The following is a 16391-nucleotide window of genomic DNA, read 5'->3' on the forward strand; positions in this document are numbered from 1 at the left end:
ACTTGTCGGTATAACTATAGATACAGGCATGATCCATGTCAATTATCCAAGGAGTGGAACGGTATGAAAGCTGTCATTTTTGATTTCGACGGAACGGTTGCGGACACGCTGCCGCTCTGTATTGCTTCATTCCGCAAGGCGATTGAGCCATTGGCGGGACGCTCGCTGACCGATGGGGAAATCATCGCAACCTTCGGTCCGAGCGAAGAAGGGACTATTAATGCGCTGATCCCGTATTTTTACGAGGAAGGATTGAACTCCTATTTACGGCATTACGAAGAGCTACACAGTATGTGCGCCGAGCCCTTCGATGGAATGAGAGAGCTTCTGGACTTCTTGAAGGAACAAGGAATAATTGTCGCACTGGTAACGGGAAAAGGGGAGCAGAGCTGCCGCTTATCCCTTGCTTTTTACGGGATGGAGAACCTCTTTGATTGGATCGAGACGGGTTCACCGCATGGGCAGCGCAAGACCGAGGGCATCCGGGAAGTTCTCGGACGCTTCGGCCTAAAGGCATCGGAAACCGTCTATGTCGGGGACGCGGTGAGCGACATTCATTCCTCAAGAGCGGCCGGTGTGCCAATCCTTTCGGCGGCTTGGGGCAGCTATACGGATATCGACGAACTGAGCCAGCACGAGCCTGATGAAATTTTGCGCACCGTGGAGGAACTGAGAGCATATCTGGTTGGGAGACTGAATCCATAGGGTTCGGCCTCCCCCTTTTGATAACATTGCATAGACTTGAAGTTGTCATTATTGATTGATCAATTACTCTGCAGCGCATGAATCGTCTCGGTGATCCCTTCCTTGAAGCTGGTTGCCGGAATCGGGCCGATATGCTTCTTGTATTTCTCCCCGCTAAGAGTCAGCGGCTCTTTGGTCAAATACAGCATCTCGATGATTTCCTTCATGACAGGAACGAACAATCCTAGTACAGATAAACCCACTCTTCCAAGAGGAATGACGGGTTTGGATTTGCCGCTGGCCTCTCTTGCGATCCGCACATTATCCCGGCCCGAAATGATGCCCGCACCCGGAATATTCCAGTTCTGTCCATATGCGCTGTCATGGTCCGCCAGTTCGACGATCATTTTGGCCGCGTCAGGCAAATACACATACTCCCGGGGAACGGTCATATTGCCGATGAAGAACGCCATCTTCCCGGCTGCGATTGCTTCAAGCGTACCTCCCAGGTAGGAAGCCTCATTGGCAGTAGGCCCGTAATAATCCGGCAGACGCACAATCATTCGCTGTACATTACCCCAGCGGCGGTCAAAGACCATCTGCTCAAACTTAAGCCGGGTCTTGCCCTTCTTCGTGTGCGGCTGTTTGGGATGCTCCTCCGTTACATAATCACTCTGTCTCTTGCCGTAAGGATAGATTCCGTCTACAGCAACGACCTTCAGATTCTTACGCACGACTGCTTCCATCACCGCTTCTCCCAGCGGAACGAGCTTGCTGACCATCTCATGGTACGGCACGTTCGCGCAGTGGAACAGCACTTCCGCATCTCCTGCTGCTGACATAATATCCTCCGGCTTGAACGCATCTCCGGTTGCCATCGTTAAATGCTTCGGATTTCCGAGTCGCCCGGCAAGTCTCTCCAGCTTGGCACGGGAACGCCCGAAGATGACGGTCTTCACTCCCCGCTTCACCAGCTCTGCCGCAATAACTGATCCCGTTCCGCCCGTTGCTCCCAGCACGATTGCTTTTTTCAAATGAATCCTCTCCATTCGCTTTTATTTAGTGATTGATCAATTACTTGATCTTATTATATTCACCAGTTAGTGATTGGTCAATAACTAATTTTCAAGGAACCGGCTTTACGCCTTTCCTTCCATAAGCTCCGGCATATTCAGCGCCATCGAAATATTGCACAGCATCCCTCTCGCCAGGAACAGCATCGTGCGCTCTTCCGGATTTGGTATCCCGGCGTTCCGGAAAGCATCCAGCACCATTTGGCGGACAGCCCCGAAGCCGGTTCTCATCGCCTCGCGAATGTCGTCAGCCTGGATCGTCTGGGCCTGCATCTGAAGCAGCATCTCACTGGAATGCCGGGCCAAAATGCTCTCATACGCCTCGATCAAATCGGCTTCCAGCCTGGATGGAGACGCGGAGCCCACCACCTGCTCGAAGGAGCCGATGATTCTCTCCCAAGAGACTTCCAGTGCTGCAAGCAGCAAAGCTTCTTTAGTTGAAAAAAAACGAAAAATATAAGGCTGCGAAATCTTCGCCCGCTCTGCAACCTGCGCCGTCGTGGCGCGGTAAAATCCGATTTCCGAAAAAACGTCTATCGCCGCGGCAATGATTTCCTCTCTCCGGTTAACGGAAGCTGCCTCTGTCTTGGCCATTGTAATCCCGCCTTCACATTTTATTTAACAATCAAAATGGTTAGTAATGAATCAATAATTAGTATACCGGAAGCTGATTCCGGGTGCAATTGATCTTGTCTTGCATACAAAACGGCAGAGAGCCAGCCCCCGCGAATGTAGCGAAGAGCTGTCTCTCTGCCGATAGTAGATCCATAAAAGATCAAGCGCGGCGCATATAAGCGCGTACCGTTATAGGAGCGAATATAGCCACAATAACAGCTGCACCGATGAGGGTGTAGACGAGATCACTGCCGACCGTTCCGTTATTCAAGAGCTCGCGCACGGCTGAGACCAGATGGGAGATCGGGTTGATCTTGACGAACCACTGAAGCCAATGCGGCATTGTATCAACCGGCACGAACGCATTGGAGACAAAGGTCAGCGGAAACAGGATGATCATGGAGATGCCTTGCACACTGGATGCGGTGCGCGCGATGACGCCGAAGAAAGCGAAGATCCAGCTGATAGCCCAAGAACTGGCAATGACGAGAAGTGCCGCAATGACTACGAAGTCAAACCCGGCATCGGGGCGGAAGCCCATGATGTAGCCCATAACGAAGGTAAGGACGGTCGCTATGGTATAGCGGATCGTGTCTGCGAGCAAGGCGCCCGCGAGCGGCGCGATCCTGGAAATCGGCAGCGACTTGAAGCGGTCGAATACCCCCTTTTCCATATCCTCGCGCAGTTGAACGCCTGTTACGACTGAACCCGTAATCACGGTCTGCACCAGAATTCCTGGGATAATGACAGGTAAATAGCTCTGCACATCTCCGGAGATGGCCCCGCCGAAAATATAAGTGAACATCAGAGTGAATAAGATCGGCTGGATCGTCACGTCGAACAACTGCTCGGGCGTGCGCTTGATTTTGAGCAGGCCGCGGTAAGCCATCGTCAGCGAATTGCGGATCGCCTGGCCGAAGCCGGAACGGTTCTTCAACTGGCGCTGGGCGCCCGGTTTAATTAGTGTGCTCATTGGCTTTGTACCTCCAATTGTCCGGTTTTGTCAGCTGGCTGCGTTCCGTTCTCCTCTTCCACGCCATGCCCCGTGATCGTCAGAAACACTTCATCAAGCGTCGGCTTCTGCACGCTCATTTCGGTCAGCGCAATCCCCGCCTCGCGAAGGGCGATCAGCAGATCGGTGACCTTGTCGGCCGAAGCCATGGGCGCCGTGATTTTCGCTGCCTCCGCCGAGATGCCGGACTGGACCTTCAGCACCCGTTCAATGATCTGGCGGGCTTTCACGACGTCTCTTGGCTGCTGAACTCTGAGTTGAAGCGATGAAGTGCCGACAGACGCTTTCAGATCATCCGCCGTGCCCTCCGCGACGACCCGCCCGCGGTCGATGACCGCGATTCGGTCGGCGAGCTGGTCGGCCTCTTCCAGATACTGCGTCGTCAGCAGCACAGTCGAGCCCGACTGGACCAGACGGCGGATCGTCTCCCACATCTGATTGCGCGTGCGCGGATCGAGCCCCGTCGTCGGCTCATCCAGGAAGATAAGCGGCGGCTGAGCAATCAGACTCGCCGCGAGATCCAGCCGCCGGCGCATGCCGCCGGAGAACGATTTAAGCGGACGTTTCGCCGCTTCGGTCAAGCCGAATTCCTCCAGCAGCTCTGCCGCTTTCCGCTTCGCTTCGGCGCGTCCGAGTCCCAGAAGCCGCGAGAAGATCACCAGATTCTCCGTTGCGCTAAGCGCTTCATCAACCGAGGCATACTGACCGGTCACCCCGATCAACTGCCGCACAATCTGCGGCTCCTTCGCCACATCATGGCCGAAAATGGCCGCCGAACCCGCATCCGGGCGCAACAGAGTCGCGAGCATCCGGATCGTCGTCGTCTTCCCCGCCCCGTTGGGTCCAAGCACCCCGTAGATCATACCGGTACCCACCTGCAGGTTCACACCGTCCACTGCCCGGTTATCCCCGAATGTTTTGACAAGACCATGTGCTTCGATCGCCCATTCGCCTTGACGCGGCGCTTTCTGTATGGATCGATTCATCTCCATTCCTCCTAAGCAACTGATTATGCTTGAAGGATACTCCGCTTATTTAAACTGCATATAAACGGCGATCGCTATCTTTTCATATCAAATTTTAAATAAATCATATGTGTCTACGCTTGGAGAGTGTGGTATATTCAGTTCAAGCCCGTACAACACGGATACAGGAATCTCAACAAGGAATACAATCTGCCGGCCTTATGATTCAAATCTTCGATGAAGGGTGTGAAGGTATGTCAAGTACACAGAAGCTGTATTACGGAAAAGGGATAACGGTGATGTTTGATTCGGAGAAATGCATCCATTCCGGTGTGTGCGTCAAGGGCTTCCCCGCTGTGTTTAACCTGAAGAAGCGTCCCTGGGTGAACCCGGATGCCGACTCGGCGGAAGCCATTGCGCAGCACATCGACAAATGTCCAAGCGGAGCGCTGCAGTACAAGCTTCTTGATGATGTACAAAACGATACAGAAAGCGGGTTAACGATGCATATTGAACATGATACCGCAGGCAGACGGTTTCTGATTTCGGACCAAGGCTCCGTGGCTGCCGAAATGACCTACGTGACTTCAAGCCCGAAGCTCATTATTATTGATCATACTTTTGTGGAAAATAAGTACCGGGGACAAGAGCTCGGAGACCGCCTTGTTGAAGCTATAGTGGAGTATGCAAGGGAGAATGAGATCAAGCTGCTGCCCTTATGCCCGTTCGCCAAAGGCAGATTACAGCAGCACCCGGAATTTGACGATGTCCTCCATACTGCATAATGAAGAAGAGCTTTCTTCTCTAACAACAAGGGGTTGTCCCAGGCGAGCCGCTTCCTTCGGCCTTGGGTCAACCCCTTTTCCTCATCGTTCAAAACAACTTATATCCCATGGGCATTATTGCCGTAAAATTCGGAAGGACTGATGCCCTCCGTCTTCTTGAAAATCCGGCTGAAATAGAACTCGTCCGAATAGCCGAGCGCCTGGGCTACTTCTTTGATCTTCTTGTCTCCGGTAAGCAGCATGTCCTTCGCTCTGTCCATCTTGAGCTTGTTGAAGAAGGCGATGACCGAGTAGCCGGTAACCTCCTTGAACGAACGCGACAAATAAGTCGGCGCCAGCTGCACAAGCTCGGCAAGCTCTTGCAGCGTAATGCGTCCCTCCACCTTTTCATTCATATAGGCGATGACCTTCTCCACCTTGAGCGAGGCAGCATCCTGCTGGCGGCCCTGTCCCAGATTCCGGGTAATGGCAATCCACAGCTCCTGAAGCAGCACTCTGGCGATCGCTTCAAAGCCCGGCCGCTTGGCGTTCCAGCAATCGATCAATTTGCCGAAGGCGTCCTCCACCTGGTAATAGTCATTCAGCTGCCCGGCAGGACGAAGCCCCAGGCTCGGTTCACCGCCCGCTATCTCCCACTCCTCTTCATGAAACGAGACGCGCGCATAATCGAAATGCACCGTCATGAAAGTGGGACGATTCGTAAGGTCCGGCTCCAGCACATGAGGGACACCGGGAGCTATATAATACAGCATTCCCGCCGCAATCGGATAAGTCTTGCCCCCAAGCTTAAAATCCCCCCGCCCTCCGGTCGTCAGCACAAGCTCATGATGTCCGAGAGTCCGGGCGAGTCTCCGCAAAGGCCTGGCACGCTCCCCGACCTTTCGGCCGTTGCAGTAATGGATATGAAATACCAAATTCGAACAGTTCATTTGCTCCTCCATCAATTCCCGGATTACATCTTAATGCAATTCGCCATCCCGCCTTATGTTCCTTTTATTCGGGCAGATCTTGCTTATCCCGCACAAAGAACAAGAGATGCCTCGCGGCATCTCTTATTGTTTATTTCGATATGTTATTGGACGATTTCCAAAGCTACGGGCTGTGCGGTAGCCAAATGCTCAATATAAGCTTTCCGGCTCGCAGCCAGTTGCTCATCGGTCACATTTCGCGCGTCATTCAGAATGAACGGAGGCAAATAGCTCGCAAGGACATGATAAGCCAAAGCTTGAATCGGCTTGGTGTAATCATGCAGGGTGAAGAGATTGTAGGCGCCTGGCTGGTACGAATCCGCAGGACCGCCCGTCGAAATGGCGATTCCGATTTCCTTGCCGCTGAGATGCTCACCGCCAGGGCCGTATGCCCAGCCTAGTTCCAGCACCTGATCGAACCATTGCTTGAGCAGTGAAGGTGTGCTGTACCAATATAACGGGTATTGAAAAATAATCCGGTCATGGCTGTCCAGCAGCTGCTGTTCCCGCCGGACATCGATGGCTCCATCCGGATAAATCCCGTACAGCGAATGAATCGTAACATTCTCCTGAGCTTGCAGCTCCTCCGCCCATGAGCGGTTGATCCGGGAAGCTTGCAAATCCGGGTGAGCGATGATCACCAGTGTTCTCATAAATTCTCCTCCTATCCAGACTCTGCTTATATCAAATTGGACAGCTCGGTGAAATCCGCGTCGCTAAGCGTAATACCAGCTGCTTCGATATTCTCTTCCAAATGCGCCACAGACGAAGTGCCGGGAATTGGCAGCGTAACCTTCGAGCGCTTCAGCAGCCAGGCAAGCGCCAGCTGCGAAGGCTTCGCGCCAAGCCGCTTGGACAGCGTATCCAGCTTGCCGCCCTCCTTCGCCAGAGCGCCAGTCGCGAGCGGGAACCAGGGAATGAAGGCCAGGTTATGGGACTCGGCGTACTCCAGAACCGGCTCGGCGGTACGCTGGGATAAGTTGTACAGATTTTGAACGGATACGATTTTGGCGTATTGGCTCGCTTCCTCCAGCTGCTCTACCGACACTTCGCTAAGGCCGATATGCCGGATCTTCCCTTCCTGCTGAAGCAGGGTCAGCTCGCCCAGCTGCTCCGCAAGCGGAACCTTTGGATCGATCCGGTGCAGCTGTAACAGGTCAATCGTCTCCAGGCCGAGGTTGCGCAAATTCAGTTCCGTCTGCTGCCGCAAATATTCCGGACGGCCTACCGGACGCCAGTCATTCGGGCCCGAGCGGGTCAGACCTACCTTGGTTGCGATAATCAGTCCGTCGCGGTAAGGATGCAGCGCCTGCCGGATGTATTTGTCCGCGATGAACGGACCGTAGGAATCCGCGGTATCGATGAAATTAACGCCGAGCTCTACCGCGCGCTGCAGCACCCGCACCGCTTTTTCGGGATCACGGGGCTCTCCCCAAATACCGGGACCTGTCAGCTGCATGGCGCCATAGCCCAAACGGTTCACCTTGAGATCGCCGCCGATTGTGAACGTGCCGGATTCGTCTGCCGCTCTGTTGTTAACTGTCATGCTCAATCCTCCCTTTTTCGATTGAAATACACGGTTCTTAAATGTTAGTTTACAGCAATTTACACATCACGTAAAATGAATAGAAATGATGTTATGATTCACTCTTACAGATAGTTAGAAGGAGCTGATTGTATGGAGAGCAGCGAGCTGCGAATTTTCCGTGCGGTAGCGGCGGAAGGCAGCATTACGAAAGCAGCGGCCAGCCTCGGCTATGTGCAGTCCAATGTAACGACCCGAATCCAGCAGCTGGAGGCGGAGCTGGGAACGCCCCTGTTCTATAGACAGCGGGGAATGGTTCTGACTCCGGCTGGCGAGAAGCTGCTAACCTATGCCGAGCAGATTCTGCATTTGCTGGATGTTGCTTCCCGCTTCTTAAGCGAACCCGACACTCCTTCCGGTTCACTGGCCATTGGCACGTATCACAGCATTTCTTCCCTGCATCTGCCGAACGTGCTGGCGGAGTATCATCACTCCTATCCGGATGTGGATTTGTCGCTGTTCACGGGATCGGCGGACGATCTTCTGTACAAAGTGCTTCATTATGAGCTGGACGGTGCTTTTGTGAAGCTTCCGTCTCTGGATAACGACGATTTGATTAAAGAGCTTGAGTTCAAGGAAGAGCTTGTCATCGTCTCCCGTCCCGAGTATAAAGAGGCTCAAAGCGTATATGGCAGACCTTTTCTCATGAGCTCGGACGGCTGCCCAAATCGGAATCAGCTGGAGCGCTGGCTGAAGTTCAACGGCGTCAGCAAGGTCCGCTATATGGAATTCAATCATGTGGACTCGATTATTCAGGGCGTGCTCGCCGATCTGGGCGTCTCCTTCATTTCCCGTTCCTCCATTAAGCATTACGAGGATAAGGGATTGTTGAAATCTTTTCCCGTACCGGCCCAGTTCAGCTCGACCCGCACCTTCTTCATCCGGCGCAGAGGCGCCGTGAAGACCGAGGCTCTGTCCCGATTTATCGACTTGATTCATAGCGCGAAGGCGTATTCAGTTCCTTTAGCCGTCCAGCCGGAGTGGAATGAAATCAGTATGTAAGCACTTTTGTGGACATACGGAATGTAAAAAGGGCGCTAACCCTCGGTTAGCGCCCCTTTGCATTGAATTGATTCATCAAACGTAGCTGTTCAGATAAACTTAAGGCTTGGTCGTCGTAATCACGCCGTCTTTGATCCACGAATTCTGGGTAACCAGATATCCGCGCTGCTGGGAAGCAGGGGTCTGCTGGCCGTTTGAATTGAAGATCACGTAGGCTTGACTCCAGTTGCTGATCGTGTAGGAATACCAGCCGTCGCCCTCACTCGTCATCGCGCTGCCCGGCCAAGCGCCTCCGGTCTTCGTTGGCGAGACAGAATCATCGTAGTAATAGATGTTCGGCGTTCCCCAAGCGGACGGCTTATAGAAATGTACGGTGAACGATGGCGTAGTCTGCTTCGTGAAAGTGAAGGTCTTGGTCGTTGTCTTGCTGGCGTTAGCAGCCGTAACGGTCAGCGTATAGACTGTTCCGGACGCCGCACCCGCTCCGAGCGTAACTTTCTGTCCCGAAGCGAGCGAAGCGGAAGCACTGTCGTTCAGCGTATACGAAGCCGAAGTGGCATTGCTGTAAGTTACGGTAACATCCAGGCTATCTGTCGTAAATGTGCCTTCCGCCTTATCGATCGTAATCGTCGGCGCTGCCACATCCGGGTTGGACGTAGTAATCACGCCGTCCTTGATCCACGATTCTCCGGAAACGGAGTATCCCGCCTGCTGGGCCGCAGGAACCTGATTGCTTCCGGAGTTAAAGATGACCTTGGCCGTGCTCCAGCCCGAAATGGAATACGAATACCAGCCGTTGCCTTCACTGGTCATCGCAGCTCCCGGCCATGCTGCTCCGATCTTCGTCGGCGTTACGGTGTCGTCGTAGTAATAAATGTTCGGCGTTCCCCAGCTGGACGGTTTGTAATAGTGAACGGTAAGAGCCTGAGCCGTCTGCTTCGTGAACGTGAAGGTCTTGGTCGTCGTCTTGCTGGCGTTGGAAGCCGTGACGGTCAGCGTATAGGTCGTTCCGGAAGCTGCGCCAGCTCCAAACGAAATTTTCTGTCCTGAAGTGAGCGAAGCGGAAGCGCTGCCATTCAGAGTGTACGAAGCCGAAGTAGCATTGCTGTAAGTTACGGTAACATCCAGACTGTCTGTAGTAAATGTGCCTTCCGCCTTGTCGATGGTGATCGTCGGCTCGACGACATCCGGGTTGGACGTATAAATGACGCCGTCCTTGATCCAAGATTCACCGGTAACGGAGTATCCCGCCTGCTGGGCGGCTGGCATCTGATTGCTGCCCGAGTTGAAAATGACCTTGGCCTTTGTCCAGCCTGCAATGGAATACGAATACCAGCTGCCCGTTTCGCTTGTCATTGCTGTTCCCGGCCATGCTGCTCCAATCTTCGTCGGCGTTACAGTGTCGTCGTAGTAATAAATATTTGGAGTTCCCCAACTGGATGGTTTGTAATAATGGACAACGAGCGCGGCATTGGGGTCGGTTTTGACATACGTAAAGGTCTTGACCGTCGTGCCTGCGGCATTGGCTGCCGTTACCTTCAGCGCAAAGGAGGTGCCAAAGGCAGCGCCTGCGCCGAGATTAACGGATGTGTTGGACGAAAAAGATACCGGTGTTCCATTGTTAACCGAATAACTTGCGCTATCTGCATTCGTTACGCTGACATTCACCGCGAGTGAGTCAGTAGTAAAGGCGCCTTCAGCCTTATCGACTGTAACGGTAGGAACAGGCTGGACCGCGTTGTACAGGACAGCGATTTTGCCTCCGCCGAGGTTGCCGGTAATTTTACCGCCTGATACAGTGAAGGTTCCGCCTGCACTTGCCTTGTTCACATAAGTTCCGTCCGCCAGGCTCGTCGGGGAATTGATGGAGGCGTCACCGCCAAGATTAACGATCGTCGTACCGACGGTACCACGGTCAACCAGCAAAATCTGGCTGCCCTGCGTTCTCAAATACTCAGTCTGTCCAACCATGGCATTGTGGAATTTATTGACGGCGGCGATATCCGGGTCCTGCCACAGTGTGCTGCCGGTCTGTCCCAGAGCAGTGCCGAACTTGCCGCTGCCGCCCGGACGGTCAAAGAACAGGGAAGTTGTCTGGGCGCGGGACGCGATAATCGCCCAGCCCGTCTTGATCTGCCAATCATTCAGTCCGGTCGATTCATTGCTGTCGTTGGCATAGGTATCATGGGATTCAACCCAGGTGACGAGCTTGGTCGGGCTAACGTTGTTCGCATCGTAGGACAGAGCCGAGCTGGCGTTGACCGTCGTGCCGAAGCCTACCGCATTGCGGATATTATGGCCGTAGTTGGGAGCTGCAAGATTGATATAGTTGGCGTAATCCGCAAAACGGTCCGCCCCGCCCTGCAGAACTTCCCCGTAGATGTACAGGTTCGAACGGTTGTTCAGCGAACCCAGTACACGGGTCCAGAAGTTGGAGCCTCCGGAATCGTCCGGCAGCTCGATATGCTTGGCGGCGTCGAACCGGAAGCCGTCGGCACCGAGCGAGACAGCATCATTCAGGAACGAGATGACCATGTTCTGCAGATCCTGATTGCCCGTGTTCAGGTCGGGAAGGCCGATGCCCCATTGGGTAACCTGCCAGCGATTATTGTAATCGCTAATACCTTTGGCTTCATGCCAGAAGCTCGAATTGTTCCGCATAACCGGATCGACATTGGATGCCGGCGTATAGGTCAGGCTGCCGCCGCCTGCATTGGCGGTATGATTGGCAACCACATCCACGATAATGCTGATGCCGTATTTGTCGGCTTCCGTGCACAGCTGCTGGAACTGGTCACGGGAGCCAAGCTGCGTGTTGCCTACAGAGAAATAGGTCGGCTGATAGAGCAGCCACCACTTGCTTCCCTCCGTCGAAGACTCCTTCGTGGGTTGGATCGGTGAAGTCTGAATCGACTTGAAGCCCGCGGCTGCTATTGCCGGAAGATTATTTTTAATATTGTCGAATGACCAGTTCCATGCATGAAAAATAACGCCGTCCGATGTCTTCGCAGGCAGTCCATAGTCGGCAGCAGCCGCCTGGACAGTTGGAACGCTTACAAAAGAGCTTTGACCAGGAGTTACCGGGAATCCGAGAGTCTGAAGCAGCAGAACAGCAAACAGCAGAGTACTGAATAACGGTTTAATTCTCTTCTTCATGTCATACCCCTTACCTATTATATTTTTACCCGCTTTCCTTGCGGAGAGCGTGAGTAAATGAGAGGAATAAAAACTGACTTCTTATAACAATATATATATACGTTTGCACAAATGAGTCTACGAGATTTATTCAAATTCCAGTTTCAGCTCTCCGGATAAAAATCCACATCGGTTCAATTGCTCACGGGCTGCACCGAAACGCCTACTTTATGCAATTCCAGTTGCGCAAACGTTTGCTCAATATTCAAAAAATAACTTCCCGCGATCACGGCGGAAGCGCTGTCAAGACGAATCATGGTGAAATTAGTCTTATTATGCCATTGCATGTCGAAACCGTCAATAGATCTTGTTGATCTCATTGATGACAGGACTATATTCCTATTCTCCACTTCTGCCCCTCTGCCGGGACAGGACTGTGGATGGCAGCAGCTGAGGCCGGCATTGGAATCGCAATCTCTCACCATCCTTTAACCATTTTTGCGAATTCCGAAAATATTCTCTTAATCTTTCTCTTCTACGATAGGAGAGGACTTAACCACTTACAGGAGGAGGAAACATGAAATCGGGGAAACTGTCTGGTATTAAATCTGTACACTCTCGACGAATAAAAAAGGCTTCTTCCTCATGGTTGAAGAAGAAGGCACTGATGAATTCGCCCATAAGAACAACGCGAAAATGACGATCAAATCCGGCCAGGAGCTGGACAAGGCCGTTCAAGTCGCCAAAAATTTCGCAAGCAAAAATCCTGATACACTTGTGCTCGTCCTGGCTGACCATGAAACCGGCGGTTTCTCCATTGAGGAAGTCAACGCCGACGACGAATCCGGCGACGGCATTTCCAAGGAAGACGGTCCTTTCGCAATCGCGAATTCCAAGCTGAATTTCGTTGTAGACTGGACAACCTCCGGCCACACCGCCGTTGACATTCCGGTTACCGCTACGGGACGTAATGCCAACCTGTTCACCGGCATCTTCGAGAACATCGAAGTCTTCGACAAGCTGATGCAGTCGATGGGACTTAAAGCCAAGTAACAACGGCTTCGGCTTCATAACGAACTGAACGGGCTCTTCTCCGCTTTCTGGCGGAGAGAGCCCGTTTTGCTGCTTAACCATTCCCGTAGGCCGTTTATTCCACACCTTCCCTTGTATTTACCGGAATCCATATCTCGCTTCGGTATTTTGGTGAAGATGTATCCTTGCTTTCGTTCCACAGCATTTCCGGTCCCTCCGCCTGCTGATAAGAGGAAGCCGGGAACCACTCCGAATAGATCCTTCCCCAGACATTCTGCAGGGCATCCGGGAACGTGCCGACCGCTTCGAAGACCGCCCACGTTCCGGCAGGCACCTCCAGCGCGGCTAAATCTTTGGGAACTTCGCCTTCAGTTGCAACACCGATATAATGATCCAGCTCGCCCTTCTCCTCCATCCGGCCTTCCGAGAAGTTCGTTGAGGCGCTGATCAGGCCATGCGGGGCAGTGTTTGACAAAGATTTCAGCCTCTCTATGGCGGGCAGGTCCAGGCTCTGCCACATCTCCGCAATATCGGGATTCACTCCGCTGAATACGATGGGAACTCTCCTATAGATCCCGGCAATGCGGAAGGCCTCCTTCTCCTCTATCCGATACTTCATTTCGCTTCCTCCTCTGATACTCAATTGAAATGTCATTCGGGGCCAGGCTTTAAGCGGCTGCCCCTTGCTTCTGGCCTCTGACGGCGCCAAACCATGAAACTGCTGGAACGCTTTGGCAAAAGCATCCGGAGATTGATACCCATACTTCAGCGCAATATCAATGATTCGGGCCGGGTTGTACTGAAGCTCGAATCCCGCGAGCGTCAGGCGTCTTCGGCGGATATATTCCGAGAGCGGAATCCCGGACAAGAAGCTGAACATCCGCTTGAAGTGATAATCCGTGCACAGCGCAAGCCTGGCCGCCTCTTTGTAGTCAATGTTCTCCGTCAGCCGATCTTCGATATAAGCCATCGCTTGATTCATGCCTTCCAGCATATTCATTCAGTCCCCTCCTTCCCTTGCTTCCAGAATAGCAGATTGTATGTAGGCCGACCCGTCACCAGGCGATCACGTTTGGCGGGGTTCTGGCGATTTTTAGATAAGCGCTCTAGTGCAGTTGCCTTATAAAAAGACCCCGCAGCCCAAGTCTGCGGAGTCCTCTGGAGTCTTATTCGGGGCAGCTTACTTCAAGACTGTTCGCCGGTCTTCGGAAGCCCTCCCTGTACCGCGTTCGAGCTGCTTCAGTTCGGCGACCTCAGCGTAAATCGCCTCGGTCAGCACATAGGCCAGCGTCGACTCCGCTCCCCTGTTCTGGTTCGGGCCATCCGGCGTCAGCCCGTCGCAGCAGCTGCCGTCTGACGGATCGGCCATAGGGACGCCGCAGTCATTCGCGCCGAAGAACCATTCCCGGCAGCGGTGGACCGTATCGGCGTCGCGTTCCAGACGCTGCACGCGGTAAGCCTCGGAAGCGGCCAGCGCCAGCTTCATCACCTCCAGCGGCTGCTGGTCCCAGATGCTGGAGTGGTCCGGGCCGGCCCATCCGTCGTTGCCGATCGGCCGAATCCAGCCTCCTGGAGCCGTCATTCGCTCGGTCAGGAAGTCCAGCGATTCGCGGGCTACGGCTAGCGATTCCGGGCGGCTACCTGCCTGAGCCGCGAGCCAAAGGGACCAGGGCAATACGCCATTGCCGTAACTCATCATTGGCTCGAACCAGCGCCACCCTTTTCGCGAGGACTGCTCGTAGCTCTGCAGCAGATTGCCCTCCAGCAAGTCGAAACGCTGCTTAAACTGGAGTCGCTTGGCGAACTCCGGCTTGTCCTCCAGGAGAGGCCTCGCGTCTGAGGCGAGCAGCTTCGCATAAGCGGCCAGGGTATAAGCCCAGCCGCGGGGGAAGCTTAACTGCTCCGTCCTTGCGGCGGCGGCGCTTAACATATGCTCCGCAGCGATGCGGATGCTGTCCGGCAAACCGCTGCTCCACAGCGCCGCAGCCGCCCAAAACGTACGCCCGAAGCAATCGTCGGAAGGCGTCTCCATCTCCTTCTGCCGATCATAGGCGAAGTTATTGTGGAAGCTTCCATCCCTGTTCTGCGCCCAGAGGAGAAAAGAGGTGTAGATGTCGGCCAGAGCCTCCCACTCCCGGCGCTCATCATCGGGAACGCGCGGAATCCAGGCGATGCAGGCCCACAGGGCCCGGGAGTTGTCGTCGGTGGTATACCCTTCATTACGCCGGGGGATACGCCCAATCGCATGCTCAAGCATACCGCAGCCGTCTGTAAGCCGTTTCATATGTGCGAGACTGACGCTCTGCGTTTTCACCTGTAACCACCCCCCTTTAGTTCGCCCGAAGCAGCGGCGCCGCCAGCGAGCTGAACATATCCAGATGCAGACGGCCGACCGAAGGCCAGTTCATCGGAGCGCCAAGTGCAGCCATACTGTACTCAGTCTGCCGCAGATTGTCTTCATCACCCAGAATACGGCGCATGCCTTCAGACCATGAAGGGATGTCTCCAGGCTGGATCAGCAGCTCCGGGTAATCCGACAGCAGATCCTTCGCGTAGGCATACGGCGTACTCAGCACCGGCCGGCCGAGGCCAACGGCATAAGCCAGCGTTCCGCTCGTAATCTGCTGAAGCCCCGGATAAGGAGTGACGTACAGGTCACAGGCAGACAGCAGTCCGGCCAGCTCGTCTTCCTCAACATAGCGGTCGATCATAGCCACATTGTTCTCAAGTCCCAAATCCCGGACGAGAGTCTTCAGCTCCTCGCGATAGGATTCTCCCTCCGCTTTTCGGACTTCCGGATGGGTCTGCCCCACAATCGTGTAGAGCGTCTCCGGAACCTCGCGAACGACATCCGGAAGCGATTTAATGATCGTTTCAAGCCCTTTTCCCCTGCCCAGAAGGCCAAAGGTCATCAGGATCTTGTGTCCGTCCCATCCCATTGCCTTTCGGTATGCTTCCCGTCTTCCGGACAGCGGAGAAGGGGTTCCGTGAGGAACATATTGAATTTTGCCTAGAGGAATGCCGAAAGACCGGTTCAGGTATTCCTTCGCCTTCCGGTTCATGACGAGTATAAGATCGCTTCTGCGGGCGATTCTTTCCTGAATACTGAAATAAGGTTCTTCCGGCTTCTCGAACACCGTGTGAAAGGTTACGGCAAGCGGCTTGTCCAGATTCTCCACGAGATCCAGGACGTAGGAACCGGCTTCTCCTCCAAAAATGCCGAATTCATGCTGGAGCGACACAACGCCGATATCGCTTCCGTTCAGGCGTTCGGCCAGCTTTTTGTAAGCAGCCCGCTTGTCCTTGGGGACCTCATATACATCCGGATCGTTGTAGGCGATCAAGCTGCCGCCCGGTTTGATGGTGAAGACCGGATCTTTTCCTTTCCATCCTTTTGCCTGGCTGATACTCTGCCGAAGATGGTGAGTGTACGTGGCAATACCGCACTTTTGCGGCACGTAGGTTCCGATATAAGCTATGCGAGTCATTCTATCCAGCCTCCTCTTATATTTGATGACTACGGTGCAAATGGGGT

The 16391-nt window shown here is 53.8% G+C and carries 15 protein-coding genes and 1 pseudogene; 4 read left to right on the forward strand and 12 right to left on the reverse strand.

The window, feature by feature from the left end; translation table 11 throughout:
• Positions 1 to 63 precede the first annotated feature (63 nt).
• Positions 64 to 705 (forward strand): HAD family hydrolase, encoded by a 642-nt coding sequence (locus PSTEL_RS16150; RefSeq protein ID WP_038696859.1) that lies wholly within the window; start codon positions 64 to 66, stop codon positions 703 to 705.
• 59 nt (positions 706 to 764) lie between these two features.
• Here the strand turns inward: PSTEL_RS16150 and PSTEL_RS16155 are convergent, their stop codons facing one another.
• The 4 genes from PSTEL_RS16155 to PSTEL_RS16170 form a co-directional block, all read right to left on the reverse strand.
• Complete coding sequence (locus PSTEL_RS16155) at positions 765 to 1733, reverse strand: SDR family NAD(P)-dependent oxidoreductase (RefSeq protein WP_038696860.1); 969 nt, start codon at positions 1731 to 1733, stop codon at positions 765 to 767.
• Positions 1734 to 1823: 90 nt separating this feature from the next.
• Positions 1824 to 2351 carry a TetR/AcrR family transcriptional regulator gene (locus tag PSTEL_RS16160; protein WP_038696861.1) on the reverse strand — a complete coding sequence of 176 codons (528 nt, stop codon included), beginning with the start codon at positions 2349 to 2351 and terminating at the stop codon, positions 1824 to 1826.
• A gap of 181 nt (positions 2352 to 2532) precedes the next feature.
• Positions 2533 to 3345: an ABC transporter permease gene (locus PSTEL_RS16165; protein WP_038696863.1), complete on the reverse strand. Its 813-nt coding sequence runs from the start codon at positions 3343 to 3345 to the stop codon at positions 2533 to 2535.
• Positions 3342 to 4370 (reverse strand): ATP-binding cassette domain-containing protein, encoded by a 1029-nt coding sequence (locus PSTEL_RS16170; protein ID WP_156995886.1) that lies wholly within the window; start codon positions 4368 to 4370, stop codon positions 3342 to 3344. The genes PSTEL_RS16165 and PSTEL_RS16170 overlap by 4 nt, the downstream gene beginning before the upstream one ends.
• A gap of 233 nt (positions 4371 to 4603) precedes the next feature.
• On the opposite strand from PSTEL_RS16170, the gene PSTEL_RS28525 reads away from it, so the two are divergent.
• Positions 4604 to 5134: a GNAT family N-acetyltransferase gene (locus PSTEL_RS28525; protein ID WP_245624971.1), complete on the forward strand. Its 531-nt coding sequence runs from the start codon at positions 4604 to 4606 to the stop codon at positions 5132 to 5134.
• Between the two features lie 98 nt (positions 5135 to 5232).
• Here PSTEL_RS28525 and PSTEL_RS16185 read toward each other — a convergent pair whose 3' ends face one another.
• The 3 genes from PSTEL_RS16185 to PSTEL_RS16195 form a co-directional block, all read right to left on the reverse strand.
• A complete protein-coding gene (locus tag PSTEL_RS16185; RefSeq protein WP_038696867.1) occupies positions 5233 to 6063 on the reverse strand; it encodes an AraC family transcriptional regulator in 831 nt (276 codons plus the stop codon).
• A 143-nt stretch (positions 6064 to 6206) separates the two neighbouring features.
• Positions 6207 to 6755: an NAD(P)H-dependent oxidoreductase gene (locus PSTEL_RS16190; RefSeq protein ID WP_038696869.1), complete on the reverse strand. Its 549-nt coding sequence runs from the start codon at positions 6753 to 6755 to the stop codon at positions 6207 to 6209.
• Positions 6756 to 6781: 26 nt separating this feature from the next.
• Positions 6782 to 7648, reverse strand: a complete 867-nt coding sequence (locus PSTEL_RS16195) for an aldo/keto reductase (RefSeq protein WP_038696871.1) — start codon at positions 7646 to 7648, stop codon at positions 6782 to 6784.
• 132 nt (positions 7649 to 7780) lie between these two features.
• Between PSTEL_RS16195 and PSTEL_RS16200 the strand changes: the two genes are divergently transcribed.
• The gene (locus PSTEL_RS16200) at positions 7781 to 8689 is read left to right on the forward strand and encodes a LysR family transcriptional regulator (protein ID WP_052098570.1); all 909 of its coding nucleotides are present in this window, start codon (positions 7781 to 7783) and stop codon (positions 8687 to 8689) included.
• A 99-nt stretch (positions 8690 to 8788) separates the two neighbouring features.
• Here the strand turns inward: PSTEL_RS16200 and PSTEL_RS16205 are convergent, their stop codons facing one another.
• Positions 8789 to 11845: a starch-binding protein gene (locus PSTEL_RS16205; RefSeq protein WP_084065126.1), complete on the reverse strand. Its 3057-nt coding sequence runs from the start codon at positions 11843 to 11845 to the stop codon at positions 8789 to 8791.
• Between the two features lie 173 nt (positions 11846 to 12018).
• The gene (locus PSTEL_RS16210; RefSeq protein ID WP_038696872.1) at positions 12019 to 12204 is read right to left on the reverse strand and encodes a hypothetical protein; all 186 of its coding nucleotides are present in this window, start codon (positions 12202 to 12204) and stop codon (positions 12019 to 12021) included.
• 226 nt (positions 12205 to 12430) lie between these two features.
• Here PSTEL_RS16210 and PSTEL_RS16215 point away from each other — a divergent pair.
• Positions 12431 to 12877, forward strand: a pseudogene (locus tag PSTEL_RS16215) (alkaline phosphatase); the annotation flags it as partial.
• 94 nt (positions 12878 to 12971) lie between these two features.
• Here the strand turns inward: PSTEL_RS16215 and PSTEL_RS16220 are convergent.
• The 3 genes from PSTEL_RS16220 to PSTEL_RS16230 form a co-directional block, all read right to left on the reverse strand.
• Complete coding sequence (locus tag PSTEL_RS16220; RefSeq protein ID WP_038696874.1) at positions 12972 to 13856, reverse strand: AraC family transcriptional regulator; 885 nt, start codon at positions 13854 to 13856, stop codon at positions 12972 to 12974.
• Positions 13857 to 14036: 180 nt separating this feature from the next.
• Positions 14037 to 15170, reverse strand: a complete 1134-nt coding sequence (locus PSTEL_RS16225) for a hypothetical protein (protein WP_084065128.1) — start codon at positions 15168 to 15170, stop codon at positions 14037 to 14039.
• Between the two features lie 16 nt (positions 15171 to 15186).
• Positions 15187 to 16344, reverse strand: coding sequence for a glycosyltransferase (locus PSTEL_RS16230; RefSeq protein ID WP_038696876.1), 1158 nt, complete (start codon positions 16342 to 16344; stop codon positions 15187 to 15189).
• Positions 16345 to 16391 lie beyond the last annotated feature (47 nt).

Source organism: Paenibacillus stellifer (assembly GCF_000758685.1).
GTDB classification, from domain to species: Bacteria; Bacillota; Bacilli; order Paenibacillales; family Paenibacillaceae; genus Paenibacillus_AQ; species Paenibacillus_AQ stellifer.